The organism is Maribacter sp. TH_r10 (assembly GCF_033101095.1).
GTDB classification, from domain to species: domain Bacteria; phylum Bacteroidota; class Bacteroidia; order Flavobacteriales; family Flavobacteriaceae; genus Maribacter_A; species Maribacter_A luteus.
Map to the genome: position 1 here is coordinate 354,874 of NZ_JAWMPY010000003.1, position 14,744 is coordinate 369,617.

Here is a 14,744-nt window from a genome sequence, read left to right on the forward strand (position 1 = left end):
ACAGTAAAAAAATGATTCGGCCAGAAGATTTAACAGAAGAACAAAATTCGTATGTAATTGAAAAAGAGATTCCGAGAGCAGGTAATCTGCCTTAGGAACAATTAAAAGGTATTTCACAAACATCATGTAGGGTATTAAGGATTATGGAACCACAGATTCAGTGGGTACATGGCTATATAACCGCGGACAAGGTTTATTGTGTTTATAATGCACCTAACAGGGAATGGTTCGTCAGAATACCATTCGACCTAAAGGAAATACTGCTACAGCATTGAAACCATCTTTTTGCCCGCCTCAAATTCCCTGACCAACTCAGCAATGATTTCAGCAGCAGGTTTTATATCATGGATTAAAGCAGAAACCTGACCTATTTCAAGTTCGCCCTCTTCCATATCACCTTCGAACATACCTTTTTTAGCACGGGCCCTTCCCAAAAGTTCTTTCAATCCTTCTTTAGTTGCCCCATCTTCATATGCTTTGACAACATCATGATAAAATTTATTCTTGATCAGTCTTACCGGTGTCAATTCCTTAAGGGTGAGCTGGGTATCCCCTTCTCCTGCCTCAACTACTTTTTGTTTGAACAAATCATGGGACGAAGCTTCTTTACTGGCCACAAAACGACTTCCTATCTGCACACCTTCAGCTCCCAACACCATGCTAGCCAACATCGCTTTACCCGTAGCTATCCCGCCTGCGGCTATTAATGGAATATCGATTTTTTCCTTTACCGCCGGAATCAGTACAAGTGTAGTAGTTTCATCCCTACCATTATGTCCTCCGGCTTCAAAACCTTCAGCTACAATAGCATCTACCCCGGCCTCTTGTGCCTTTAATGCAAATTTGACACTGCTCACAACATGTACCACGGTTATGCCATGGTCCTTTAAATGTCCTGTCCATATCTTTGGGTTTCCTGCAGCGGTAAAAACAATCTTGACCCCCATCTCAATGATGAGTGCCATAAGCTTATCAATATCGGGATACAACATGGGAATATTTACTCCAAACGGACGATCGGTAGCTGCTTGGCATTTTTGAATATGCTCACGCAAAACATCGGGGTACATACTACCAGCTCCGATAAGGCCCAAGCCACCCGCATTGGAAACGGCTGAAGCCAATCGCCATCCACTGGCCCAAACCATTCCGGCCTGAATAATCGGATACTCTATCCCAAAAAGTTCGGTAATTCTATTTTTCATGCTAATACAGTAAATTATAACTCTTAAAATAAACTAGATAGGATATTTTCATTTAAGAAATAACACCTGAGCCTAATAATTCATCATCATTGTACCAAGCTACAAATTGCCCTTCGGTGATGGCGGATTGTTTTTCCTCAAAATCAACATAAAGTCCATCCGCGACCTTATACAAAATGGCCTTTTGCAAGGGTTGACGATATCTTATTCTCGCCATTATATTCATGGACTCCCCTTCTTTCATGGTTAAATCAGTGCGTATCCAATGTAACTCATCGTTTGAAACGAATAAGGTTTTACGATACAATCCCGGATGAGATTTTCCCTGACCGGTATATATGATATTTTCGTCCACATCGGTCTCAATGACATATAAAGGTTCTTTGGTGCCTCCTACATCCAAACCTTTTCGTTGGCCTTTAGTAAAATAATGTGCTCCTTGATGTTGGCCTACAGTCTTACCATCTTCAATGGAATAAACGGGCTTTTTTGAAAAATAAAGGAGTTCCTCTTCCTTGGTATCGAAATCAGGTATCTTTTCATTATATACCCCAAGGCCTTCAGGTACTTCAACAATTACACCTTTTTTAGGTCTTAACTTTTGCTGGAGGAAATCGGGCAAGCGAACTTTACCAATAAAACAAAGTCCTTGGGAATCTTTCTTATCCGCTGTGATCAAATCATTTTCTGCAGCAATTTTACGTACTTCAGGTTTTATGAGTTCACCTATAGGAAAAAGTGTTTTTGATAATTGTTCTTGGGATAGTTGGCATAAAAAATAGGATTGATCCTTATTACCATCCTTACCGGATAATAGACGAAACGTTTCTTCTCCCTTTTCGTTAATAAATGAATCTTTTCGACAATAGTGCCCGGTTGCCACATAATCGGCCCCCAATTGCATTGCTATTTTCATGAAAACGTCGAATTTGATTTCACGGTTACATAGAACATCGGGATTAGGCGTCCTTCCTTTTTCGTATTCATCGAACATATAATCTACAATACGTTCCTTGTATTCAACACTTAAATCAACTGTTTGAAAAGGAATGCCCAACTTTTCGGCAACTATCAATGCATCATTACTATCCTCTAACCATGGACATTCTTCTGAAATGGTAACGGAATCATCATGCCAATTTTTCATAAACAGGCCAATAACCTCATACCCTTGTTCTTTTAAAAGATAGGCAGCTACACTTGAATCCACTCCTCCAGAAAGTCCTATTACAACCTTTTCCATAACATTAAAAAAAGAGTACAAAAATACGAAATTAGGTCTTTTACTCCCAAAATCATGTAATAAGACAGCCTCTTCTAAGAATTATTTTGTTAAACTTTTTACAATTTTAGTTAAACAAAACGCAACCTTTTGTATTATTGTTCATCTTTTATTCAAATAACTTAAACAATATTAGTCGTAACCTTTAAAATCTTCTAGAGATGAAATCAAAAACAAAATTTTTAAACAGCTTTATCCTGTTGCTTATGGCAACGTTCGTACTTTCCTGCTCCGATGACGATGACAATGGTCCGGATCAAATGGAAACCGACCCCGACATGATAGAATTGAACATCGTTGAAACCGCCCAAGCCACCGCGAGTGTTAGTAGCCTCGTTGCCGCATTGGCCAAAGCGGACGAAAGTGCCTCCAATAACCTAATCACCACATTAAGTGATGAAACAACAAGTTTTACCGTTTTGGCACCTACCAATGATGCTTTCTCGGATTTATTATCCAGATTGGATGGTTTTGATTCCCTGGACGATTTCAACACTGAACAATTGCAGAATCTGTTGGCGACCATATTAACCTACCATGTGGTTGGTGACGCTTCGGTAACTTCTGGAGATCTTACCGAAGGACAAGTGGTTACCACGGTTCAAGGAGAAGAACTTACTGTAAGTTTGACCGGAGGTGTATATTTTATGGATGCAGCCGGTGAATCAGCCCAAGTTTCCTTGGCCGATGTTGAAACAAATAATGGTGTAATCCACCTTATAGATAAGGTTCTTATTCCTCAGGCAGCCCTTGACGCTTTGGCCGATGTCTTATTGGTTTCCATCACCGACTTGGCCATAAGCACACCAACATTAAGTAATTTAGTTGCTGCCTTACAAGCTGCGGATGGGGATTTACCTACCGTATTGGCCGGAGAAGGTCCGTTTACGGTTTTTGCTCCTACCGATGATGCCTTTGCAACTTTCTTGTCCGATAACGGATTCGCAAGTTTAGATGACGTTCCAGTAGACGTACTGACCCAAGTATTATTGAATCATGTAGTAAGTGGCGCAAATTTTTCAACTGATTTAACTGCAGGATATATTTCTACCTTTTCCACTGCAGGGGTAGGAGGCAATAATTTGAGTATGTTGGTAGACCTAACCAGCGGTGTGACCCTTAATGGCGTTTCGTCGGTCTCAGCTGCCGATGTTAAAGCCTTGAACGGAGTGGTACATATCGTCGATGCGGTTATTGGTCTTCCGAATATCGTGGACCATGCGGTAGCCAATTCCGATTTAAGCGAATTAGTAGGTGCCTTGACCGCTGATGGCAATACTACCTTTACAACCTTGCTATCCGATACAGAAACCGATTTTACCGTTTTTGCTCCCGTTAACGCTGCTTTTTCAGCCTTTATGAATCCAGATGCGAATGATTTGAACGCCATATTATCTAACCATGTTATCGCAGGAGCAGCCGCTTTCTCTAGTGGATTAACAAATTCTTATGTATCTACGGCTGCAATGAATGCCGATGGGGACAACCTAAGCATGTATATCAATACGGATGATGGCGTTACGATTAATGGCACTAGCAATGTTGCAGCTGCCGATATTGTGGCCACCAACGGTGTGATACATGCCGTGGATGCAGTAATTGATTTGCCTACCGTTGTGACGTTTGCTGTTGCCGATCCTAATTTTTCTACCTTAGTGAGTGCTTTGACAGAATTGACACCTGCAACTGATTTTGCTGGTATCTTATCTAGATCTGAAGGAGGAAACACAGACGGTATAGACCCCGATTTTACGGTATTCGCGCCAACAAATGAAGCTTTTGCCGCATTGGCCGCCATTCCAGAGGAAGATGTATTAACACAGGTTTTATTACATCACGTAGTTGCCGGTGCCAATGTTCGCTCTACCGATTTAACTCCGGATGGAAACACTATGGCCACAACATTGGAAGGTGACAGTATGACGATTACCCTACCAGGTACAGGAGAGAATATCGCTGATGTAACCGATGGTGCCGGAAACATGGGTATCGGAATAATTGCAGTAGATGTACAGGCCAAAAACGGCGTAATACATGTATTGAACCAAGTAATGATTCCTGATACTACTAATTAAACATTCTTAGATAAGTAAAAGCTACTAAATGTGGCTTTTACTTATTTAATAACAAAAATCTGTCAATTTAGGGATTAGAACGAATAATTCTGGATTCAACGATTATAATGAAGATAAAAGTGATGAATTCAAAATGATAACCTCCCCCTACAGATTTTAACCCTTTTAGGCCATTAGTCAGGTATTTAGGTTAGTGATTGATTATTGGTTATTTAAAACTTCCTCGTTTCAAGTTTGAGCATTTTTCATACTTGGACTTGGGAGTTTTTTTATTTAATGTTTACCTCGTTAATGGACATACGAATTACCAAACATCATTACTAGTTCCTTTAACATACAAAACTCGGCCCTTTACAACTAATAATTTCCCAGACTGTTAATATGTCACATATTTGTAATCCCAAATCTTACCAAACTAAACCATGGTAATGCCAAAAGCCCCGACTCAATGTCAGGGCTTTTATTCTTATAATTATTTTGGATTTACCCCCTATCTACATTTAGTAACAGAGAGCAAATTTCAGAAGTCTATTTTTTACCTGTTTTCTTTTGTTCTTCGGCCTGCTCCATCATTTCACGCATCTTACGCTGAAATTTATTTTCCTTTTTGGGCTTCTGTTTATTCTCTTGGATCTGGGCATGGATCTTATCATCATCCAATATAAAGTTTTTGATGACCAACATAATACCGATGGTAATCAAGTTCGATACAAAATAATACAAACTCAAACCACTGGCATAGTTATTAAAGAAGAACAACATCATGAACGGCATTAGGTACATGATGAATTTCATATTGGGCATACCAGGTTGTTGTGGCATATTCTGCCCTGTGGTCATCATCATATAAAAGAAAATAGCTACGGATGCCAAAATGGGGAATAAACTTATATGGTCCCCATAAAAAGGAATAGAGAAACCTTCCGGAAATTGATAAATAGTATCGAATGAAGAAAGGTCATCTGCCCATAAGAATGATTTTTGACGCAATGCAAATGACGTTGGGAAGAACATGAACAACGCATAGAATATGGGCATTTGCAAGAATGCCGGCACACAACCACTCATAGGACTCACCCCGGCCTTGTTATAAAGCTTCATGGTTTCCTGTTGTTTTTTCATGGCATTATCCTTGTACTTTTCACCGAGTTCAGTAATCTCAGGTTTAAGCACCTTCATTTTAGCCTGGGATAAATAAGATTTATACGTTACAGGAGACATGGCCAAACGAACCAATATGGTCATTATAACAATGGCTATCCCATAAGGTAAATAAGAACTTAAGAAAGTGTAGAATGGAGTGAAGACATATCTATTGATCCATCCGAAAATACCCCACCCAAACGGAATGGAATCCTCAAGACCCAGCTCCTCATAATGTTTTAACACATCTACATCGGTAGGGCCATAGTACCAATGCATGTTTTGGGAAAGTTCTCCCCCGTTCATCTCTAAGGGTACCTTGGAATCATAAACTTTGGTGTAACCGAAGGTTCTGCTTTCTTCCTCGACCAAGTTCTGAGATGACAATTCGGCTTTTTTAAAATGTTCCTCAGTAGCTAGGATAGAGCTGAAGAAATGTTGACGGTATGATAACCATTTCACATCCTCTTCTGTTTCTTCATCATCCTTTCCTTCGGAGAGCTTACTTATTTTTCCGTCTTCATGATTGTACGTTAGCCTAGTATATCGGTTTTCATATTGAATACTTTTGGAATGTCGGATTCCTTTCAATTTCCATTCCAATTGAACAGGCTTACTACTGTTGATAACCCCATTCAAACCTTGTGAACGAATAGTAAAATCAACCAAATAATCATTCGGTTTCATTTCATAACGGTACTCCAAATACTTATCGGCTGCGACCTTAGCTTTCATGGAGAGCACCTGATTGTCCCCATTTTTACTCATGGTCGGTTCAAAATACAGGTCTCTGGTATTGAGTACACGATTATCAGATGTAGTAAAATTCAAACCAAAAGAAGCATTCCCATCCTTGACCAAATAAACCGGAACAGAATCAAAGGTTACGAAATTTCGCATTTTGGCCTCTATGATCTCTCCACCTTTATTATCTATCTTCAGGGTAACCAGTTCATTCTCCAGCGTAGTAATCCCGTCATTAGGCGTTGTATAACCAAAAGCCCCGATAGCACCTTTATAATTGGCAATAGCGGTAGAGTCTTGAAGGTCTATAGCTATAGGAGCTTCCTCTTCGGACAATAGCGGTGTTTCTTCTTTTTCAGCTTGGGCCTCTACTTGTTCCTGTTTTGCTTTTTGGGCTTCAAGTTCTTCGGGAGTTGGTCTGTTTTGGTAAAACATGAAAACAAGTATCCCAAAAATCAGTACAAAACCTATTATAGAATTAATATCTAACTTCTTTTCTTCCATTTAATTTATTATCAAAATTATAATCCATAAATAAGGTCATCACGTTTTAAAAAAAGTTGAAACCCCTATATACTACAGATTTAATCAGTCAGCAAATATATGCCCAAAAGCGCAGATTATGCCATACTGGCATTACTTTGTTCTTTTTTGTGAATTAATGCAGCCTTAACCAACCCTACAAACAAAGGGTGCGGATTTGCCACTGTACTTTTGTATTCCGGGTGGTATTGAACACCTATAAACCAAGGATGATCGCCTAATTCCACAATTTCTACCAACCCGGTATCCTTGTTTATACCCGAAGTTTTAAGTCCGGCTTTTTCCAGCTGTTCCTTATATTTATTATTGAACTCGTAACGATGGCGATGACGTTCAGAAATATCAGTGGCCCCTTGATATACTTCCTGCACCAAGGTTCCCTCTTTTAAATGACAGTCCCAGGCACCCAATCGCATGGTCCCCCCTTTATTGGTAATTGTTTTCTGCTCTTCCATTAAACTGATAACGGGATCGGGCGTACTACCATCCATTTCTGTAGAACTGGCCTTTTCAAGTCTCAGAACATTGCGGGCAAACTCTATTACGGCCATTTGCATACCCAAACAGATTCCCAAGAACGGAATTTTATTTTCCCGGGCGTAACGCACGGCTTCTATCTTGCCCTCTACACCTCGCTCACCAAATCCTGGGGCAACCAAGATACCATCAAGGCCGCCTAATGTTTTCACGATGGTTTTTGAGGTAATATGCTCCGAATGTATAAAACGTACATTGACCCGAACTTCGTTTACAGCCCCCGCATGGATAAAAGATTCTAAAATTGATTTATAGGAATCCTGTAATTCAACATACTTACCTACCAAACCAATGGTGACTTCATGTTTAGGGTTTTTATGTCGATGCAAGAACTCATCCCACTGTTTTAAATCTGGGGTTGTTGAATCTGACAAGGCCAGTTTTTTCAAGGTCACGGTATCCAAACCTTCTTCCTGCATTAATTTTGGCACGTCATATATAGTGGAAGCATCTATGGATTGAATTACAGCTTCGCGCCTAACATTACAGAACAACGCCAGTTTATTCTTTATTTCGTCGGATATCTCATGCTCGGTTCTACAAACTAGAATATCTGCCTTAATTCCACTTTCCATCAATGTTTTGACCGAATGCTGGGTTGGCTTGGTCTTTAATTCGCCTGCAGCTGAGAGATAAGGCACCAACGTTAAATGGATAACTATGGCATTATTGTCGCCCAGCTCCCATAATAACTGACGTACGGCTTCGATATAGGGCAATGACTCAATATCACCAACAGTACCTCCTATCTCTGTAATTACAATATCATATTCCCCACTTTTACCGAGTATTTGAACCCGTTCTTTAATTTCATTGGTAATATGGGGTACCACTTGGACCGTTTTTCCCAAAAACTCTCCCCGCCTTTCTTTTTCTATAACGCTTTGATAGATTCTACCTGTTGTCACATTATTGGCCTGGGATGTCTTAACATTAAGAAAACGCTCATAATGCCCAAGATCCAAATCGGTCTCGGCACCATCATCGGTTACATAACATTCCCCATGTTCATATGGGTTCAAGGTTCCTGGATCAACATTGATGTAAGGATCTAATTTCTGGATGGTCGTTTTGTAACCCCGTGCTTGAAGTAATTTTGCCAAGGAAGCGGCAATAATCCCTTTTCCTAAAGAAGAAGAAACCCCACCGGTTACAAAAATATATTTGGTTTGTGACATGAAGCGTTCGATTGTGTTCGTAACGCAGGCAAAAATACAAATTGCATTAAGAAATCGCAGGTATTACTTAGGAAATTCTTTTTGAATTTTACGTATAAGAGGTTCTAAACCATTGATTTTAATTTCTAACATGGATTGCAGTAAGGTTCCCAGCTTTCCTTCAGGAAAACCTTTTTGTTTAAACCACACCAAATAAGGCTCTGGCAAATCTACCAAATAGCGATTCTTGAATTTACCTATGGGCATCCTATAATGGGCAAGCTCTATAAGTTTCTCGTAATCGGGTCTAACCTCCATAATACAAATTATACTAAAAGAATTTGGCAAAAGATGCCACTATTGCTATACAAGCTCAATGACGTAAAGCATCCTTAATTTTATTGTTCCAAAGCGATTGTTGTACGCTATCCCGGGAGAAATTGGTTTGCTGATCATAAAGGTCTTGGTAAACCTCGAGTTCCTCAAGTATTTCCCGATAAATCAATTTAACCTCTTCTTTTACATTTTCGGTAAAACTACTCTTTGCCAAACGATCTCTCATCTTCTGTGCATACAATTCGGAAATATCAAAATGTAATTGTTCATGACCTAAGATGAACGTATCGCATAAATGGGGCTGGTACCATGATTTGTTGGGATAAAAATAGGTTGTCACCTTAAAATCGACCTTTAATTCCCCATTTTTATACAGGGTTGAGAAGCGATATGTAATTCCACTGGCCGTAACGGCCGCTGCCCGATCATTTTCTGGCACCCTACCCTTAAAATCGGCCCAAGTCAACTTGCGATCCGCACTCCATTCAATGGTTTCATACTCTTGTGAATGACCCATGAAAATGCCGACAAAGCATATCAAAATGTATTTTACAAAACCCAATTGAAGGTAATAACTTTTTCTATATCTGGATGTAGGCTATACAAAACGGGACAGGTTCTTGCCGTATTCTCCAAAATTTTACGATGCTTATCCGTAATATCGGTCGGTAGTTTTAAATCAACTTCGATTTTAGAGATCCTACGGGGGTCAGCGGCCATATGTTTGGTAACCTGAGCGGTGGTATCAACCATATTTATTTCCAAGTCCCTTGCCTTTATTCCCATCATGGTCATCATACAACTGGCCAAACCCGTCGCGACGGTATCGGTTGGGGAAAAAGCTTCCCCCAAGCCATTGTTATCTATAGGAGCATCGGTAATAAAGGTGTCCCCAGAACGTACATGCTCGCATGTTGTTCGTAAATTTCCCGTATAGATAACTTTTGAAGTCATAATCAATTTTTTGCCTCTACCACTCTAAGACTATCAATAGTCATGATATAGGACGCCTGATTAAAGTACCCCGAATGTAAGTCCTTCTCATATGAAAATTTATTCCCGGTATATTCGGTTTCACCGATAATCTTAGAAACATCCATCAAATTGTTCTTATAGGCCAATTTTAAAAGCAAGTCATATGTTAGATCGAAACCACGAACCGCATAACGATCGGGCACATCACCAAAACGTTTCGAATATGCCTTAACAAAGGCACTATTAGCCACTTCTCGATAAACTGAAGGATAAGTAAAGTTAAGATTCGACAAATGACTTCCGGAAATGATCTCATTATCGAATGCCTTGTTCTTATCGGTAGTGAACATACGTACCTTTATCTTTTCCTTACTTGACTCCGCATTTAACAAAGAAGCCTCAAAAGCATTTAAAATGGAGACAACACTCGCAATCAATTTAAAATTCCCTGTTTCAACAAAAACCCAATTCTCAACTTTTTCTGACAACATCGTTCCCAACTTATCCCTATTGATCCCAATGTTCTTTTTCTCCTCTTTCACCTCAAGAACCTTAGCAGTAGTGAATTTTTGTAAAATCATGGCTTTGGCCGCCTGGCTTTTTTCATCAGCAATGATTATTATATTCTCATCGGTAATCTTTTCCTCTACGAATTCTAACATTTTGGTTCGTAAAACCTCATCGGAAGTATACGAAAAATAAACATTGCCCAAACTTAGGTCACTCTGTGCCGGGATAGGGGCAATAACCGGAACGTCATATTGGGAAGCCCTTACCGCTACCTCTTTCAACGAAGGAAGATCTAATGGACCTACAATTGCGCTTACATCAGCTAAATTTTCCTTTAAAAGTATTTCTTTGGTCTTTGCCAGATCCAATTGATTGTCAAAGGTCTTAACATCTACGGACACTCCCAATTTTGAAATGGAATCAATTGCCATTAAAGCTCCGGAGTAAAGTCCTAGGCTATATTTTAGGCTATTCCTGTTCTCTATGGTTTCCATAACATCTTCCTTGTCTTTTAGATCCAGACGGTCCAATCTAAAAGGCAACAAAAACATTATTTTTGGATGGTTCATGGGATTTATACTATCCAATAGATCTATTTTATCCAACACCAAGGAATTACGCACTTCAAAATTTCCTTTCTGGTCTTTAGGTAATTTCAATACCATTCCTGCCTTTAGCCCATCTTTTAAGTCAGGGTTCAGATCTAAAAGCTCTTTATAGGTAACACCGAATTTACGGGTTAATGAAAATTCGGTCTGCTTTGGCTTTACCTCATAAAAATTGAAGTTATCGGTATTCACCTCTCCTGGATCGGCCTTTTTCTCTGGAATACGAATGACCATTCCTTCTTTTAATCCACCACGTTCCGCTATTTCAGGATTCAACCGTACGATTTCATCCGATTTTACATTGAATTGTTTTTCCAACCGGTAAAAATTCATTTTCGGCGGAACGGTATAGGAAAGGTACAATTGCGTTTCTTGACCCTTAATGGTACTTCCCGGCAATTTCGGCATCTTAATCTCTTGACCTTCTGCCAAATAGTCCGTAGTCTTTGAAAGACCAGGATTCAAAACCAACATGCTATCTATAGTAATACCATATTTATGGGCGATACTCCATCGGGTTTCCTTTGGGGCAACGGTATACATTTCAAAGTCTTCCTCATTAATAGCTGCAACATCTTCAGGTTTAACCCTTTTATACTTAGGTATTTTAAGTCTCATTCCCTTTTTCAACTGGGAAGAATATAATTCCGAATTATATCTTTTTATGTCGTCCTCGGTAATATGATATCGCTGTGAGATACCATATAGGGTTTCCCTTTTCCGAACTTTATGTTCAGTAAAACCAATAGGTTCTTCCTGTTCCGGCTTCTCATTTACAACAACGGGAACTGATTGTTTTTCTTTGGCCTGTTCGGTAACCTCAGTAACCTTTGCCCCAATAGGAATCACCAAAATGGTATTCGCCTTTATGGCTTTACCCTGTTGAACCTCCTTATTATATGAAAGGATCGTGCTAGGAGTAACTTTATATTGCTTGGAAATGCTTTCCAACGTTTCTCCTTTTTTAACTGCGTGGGTGGTAAATTTTTGGGCCATTGCAGTACTTCCTATAAAAATAAAAAGAAGCAATACAATACTATTCTTGAAAAACTGATTCATATCTATTCCCATTCTATCGTGGCCGGGGGCTTAGAACTAATATCATAAACCACTCTATTAACACCCGGTACCTTGTTTATTATCTCATTTGATGTTTTCTGTAAAAACTCATAAGGCAGATCTACCCAATCGGCAGTCATACCATCTGTACTTTCTACGGCCCGTAAAGCTACACATTTTTCATATGTTCTTTCATCGCCCATTACCCCTACACTATTTACGGGTAAAAGCATGGCTCCGGCCTGCCAAACTTTATCATAAAGTCCCCATTCCCGTAATCCATTGATGAAAATGGCATCGACTTCTTGCAATATAGCTACTTTTTCAGGGGTTATATCGCCCAATATCCTAATGGCCAAACCTGGACCTGGAAATGGATGGCGACCCAATCGGTCACCACTGATCTTCATACTTGCACCAACCCTTCTAACCTCATCTTTAAATAACATTTTTAGTGGCTCTACCACTTTCAATTTCATATAATCTGGCAATCCCCCAACATTATGATGGCTTTTGATGGTAGCCGAAGGCCCTCCCGTTACAGAAACAGATTCAATGACATCAGGATAAATGGTACCCTGTGCCAGCCATTTCGCATCTTTGACCAAATGTGCCTCATCATCAAAAACATCGATAAAGACCTTACCTATGATCTTTCTTTTCTTTTCGGGATCACTTTCCCCTTTCAATGCATCCAAAAAGCGTGCCGAAGCATCTACCCCTTTTACATTCAATCCCATATTCTGATACTGATCCAGTACCTCTTGGAATTCATTTTTACGCAACAATCCGTTATCAACGAAAATACAATGAAGTTGTTTCCCAACAGCTTTGTTCAACAAAACCGCTGCCACTGTTGAATCAACGCCTCCAGACAATCCTAGGATAACCTTATCTCGGCCTATTTTTTCCTTTAATTCCGAAACGGTCTTTTCAACAAAGGCATCTGGGGTCCATGTTTGCTCCAATCCTGCAATATGAACAAGAAAGTTCTGTAATATAATTTTACCTTGGCTAGTGTGATAGACCTCAGGATGAAATTGTATGGCATAGGTATCTTCCCCTTCAATACGGAACGCTGCATTTTGAACATCTACGGTATTGGCCAGTACAACAGCATTTTCAGGTAATTCCTGAATGGTATCACTATGGCTCATCCACACTTGGGAACCACCGATAATACCATAGAAGAATGGCTCATCGCCTTTAATATTGGTCAGCCTTGCCCTCCCATATTCCCTTGTATTGGATGGCTCTACCTTGCCCCCGTTGAAATGGGCCAAATATTGGGCCCCATAACATACCCCCAATAACGGCAACTTTCCTTTGATCCCGGAAAGATCAGGATGGGGTGCATCTTCAGAACGTACTGAAAATGGGGAACCCGAAAGAATGACAGCTTTATAGCTAGACAAGTCTTTAGGCACTTTATTATACGGTTTTATTTCACAGAAAATGTTGAGCTCCCTCACCCTTCTAGCGATGAGTTGTGTATACTGGGAACCAAAATCGAGTATTAGGACGTTATTTTGCATGGGCAAAAATAGTAAAATGGAAATTTTGTGAAAGTATATGGAACGTATATTTATTCAAGAATTAAAAAACTTATAAACAGATTCGGCCTAACAAGTCAAAAAAACCAAGGATAAAAGCAACCTTTACCAAACAAACCGGATAAATATTGGATTTTGTACACATTACTTCGGTATTTCGATGACCAACACCACCAATTTGGAAAGAAAATTCCTTATCTTTATGTAACAACAAACCTTTTGGCGATACTGCCTTACAAGAGCATATTCTTATGATTTTGAATTGAAATTGCGCGCCGTCCCAGATGCTCTAAAAGGAATTCTGCCAAGTCGAGATGTACATTGATTATTTATAAACATAAACCTAAATAATATGCAGACAGAAGCAGTATATTCAAGCGACCTTAAATTTAATTTAGAGATTTGGAAACGGGAATTGAAATTTCATATGTCCGAATTGGAAATGTTTCAGGAAAAACTGGATGAAATAGCAGGAAGGGAAGATATTGACAAATCGTCATTGGAACTCGAAGGCTTTCAGAACAGGATTTTGATCGAGCGTGATGCAATTGGTAAATTATTGCATCGATGCAGGGCTAAATTAGGAAACCTACATAGTGCCGACCATTATAAGAACATCGACGGTCAACTACAGTATGAAAAACGCTCTTTATATGACGACCTTAAACATTATATAAAGTTACATTACGATTTCAAGGAAGAAATCATGGACTTCTTTTCAAAGTGGCTTTAAGCTAAAACTTCATTTAACGACCTTTCTTTGAAAATGAAAAAGCCTCGACCCTACATCGAGGCTTTTTTAATCAAAATCAAAAACCAACCTAAACACATGAACGAATTGATTGTTAAATTAAATTTTCCAATTCATAGCAATTACAACTATAACAACCATCATTTGAAATACCCTACTTTTTTTCGGAAAAATAAATTTCAACTGAAACAAAATTGCCTTAAAACGTTCAAAAACACTCTTTAAACCCCAAGTATCCAATATTTATAGAGCTATTTACATGCTCT

Annotated in this window: 11 protein-coding genes and 1 pseudogene; 3 read left to right on the forward strand and 9 right to left on the reverse strand. The window is 39.3% G+C overall.

The window, feature by feature from the left end:
* Positions 1 to 107: 107 nt before the first annotated feature.
* Positions 108 to 275 (forward strand): annotated as a pseudogene (locus tag R3X28_RS19370) (nickel-binding protein); the annotation flags it as partial.
* Here R3X28_RS19370 and R3X28_RS10870 read toward each other — a convergent pair.
* On the reverse strand, positions 264 to 1,205 hold the full coding sequence (locus tag R3X28_RS10870) for an NAD(P)H-dependent flavin oxidoreductase (protein WP_317664264.1): 942 nt from the start codon (positions 1,203 to 1,205) through the stop codon (positions 264 to 266). The pseudogene R3X28_RS19370 and the gene R3X28_RS10870 sit on opposite strands and share 12 nt — an antisense overlap.
* A gap of 52 nt (positions 1,206 to 1,257) precedes the next feature.
* Complete coding sequence (gene mnmA, locus R3X28_RS10875) at positions 1,258 to 2,448, reverse strand: tRNA 2-thiouridine(34) synthase MnmA (protein WP_317664265.1); 1,191 nt, start codon at positions 2,446 to 2,448, stop codon at positions 1,258 to 1,260.
* Between the two features lie 200 nt (positions 2,449 to 2,648).
* Here mnmA and R3X28_RS10880 point away from each other — a divergent pair, with 200 nt between their 5' ends.
* Complete coding sequence (locus R3X28_RS10880; RefSeq protein WP_317664266.1) at positions 2,649 to 4,562, forward strand: fasciclin domain-containing protein; 1,914 nt, start codon at positions 2,649 to 2,651, stop codon at positions 4,560 to 4,562.
* A gap of 528 nt (positions 4,563 to 5,090) precedes the next feature.
* Here R3X28_RS10880 and yidC read toward each other — a convergent pair.
* The 7 genes from yidC to guaA form a co-directional block, all read right to left on the reverse strand.
* Entirely contained in the window at positions 5,091 to 6,953 is a 1,863-nt protein-coding gene (gene yidC / locus R3X28_RS10885; protein WP_317664267.1) for a membrane protein insertase YidC, read from the reverse strand.
* 116 nt (positions 6,954 to 7,069) lie between these two features.
* Positions 7,070 to 8,707 carry a CTP synthase gene (locus tag R3X28_RS10890; protein ID WP_317664268.1) on the reverse strand — a complete coding sequence of 546 codons (1,638 nt, stop codon included), beginning with the start codon at positions 8,705 to 8,707 and terminating at the stop codon, positions 7,070 to 7,072.
* A gap of 63 nt (positions 8,708 to 8,770) precedes the next feature.
* Complete coding sequence (locus R3X28_RS10895; RefSeq protein WP_154368478.1) at positions 8,771 to 9,004, reverse strand: DUF3820 family protein; 234 nt, start codon at positions 9,002 to 9,004, stop codon at positions 8,771 to 8,773.
* Positions 9,005 to 9,059: 55 nt separating this feature from the next.
* Positions 9,060 to 9,539 (reverse strand): DUF922 domain-containing protein, encoded by a 480-nt coding sequence (locus R3X28_RS10900; RefSeq protein WP_317664270.1) that lies wholly within the window; start codon positions 9,537 to 9,539, stop codon positions 9,060 to 9,062.
* A gap of 32 nt (positions 9,540 to 9,571) precedes the next feature.
* Complete coding sequence (locus R3X28_RS10905; RefSeq protein ID WP_154368482.1) at positions 9,572 to 9,976, reverse strand: OsmC family protein; 405 nt, start codon at positions 9,974 to 9,976, stop codon at positions 9,572 to 9,574.
* A gap of 2 nt (positions 9,977 to 9,978) precedes the next feature.
* Complete coding sequence (locus R3X28_RS10910; RefSeq protein ID WP_317664273.1) at positions 9,979 to 12,174, reverse strand: LysM peptidoglycan-binding domain-containing protein; 2,196 nt, start codon at positions 12,172 to 12,174, stop codon at positions 9,979 to 9,981.
* A 2-nt stretch (positions 12,175 to 12,176) separates the two neighbouring features.
* Positions 12,177 to 13,709 (reverse strand): glutamine-hydrolyzing GMP synthase, encoded by a 1,533-nt coding sequence (gene guaA / locus R3X28_RS10915; protein WP_317664275.1) that lies wholly within the window; start codon positions 13,707 to 13,709, stop codon positions 12,177 to 12,179.
* Between the two features lie 370 nt (positions 13,710 to 14,079).
* Here guaA and R3X28_RS10920 point away from each other — a divergent pair, with 370 nt between their 5' ends.
* Complete coding sequence (locus R3X28_RS10920; RefSeq protein ID WP_154368488.1) at positions 14,080 to 14,460, forward strand: hypothetical protein; 381 nt, start codon at positions 14,080 to 14,082, stop codon at positions 14,458 to 14,460.
* Positions 14,461 to 14,744: the final 284 nt, after the last annotated feature.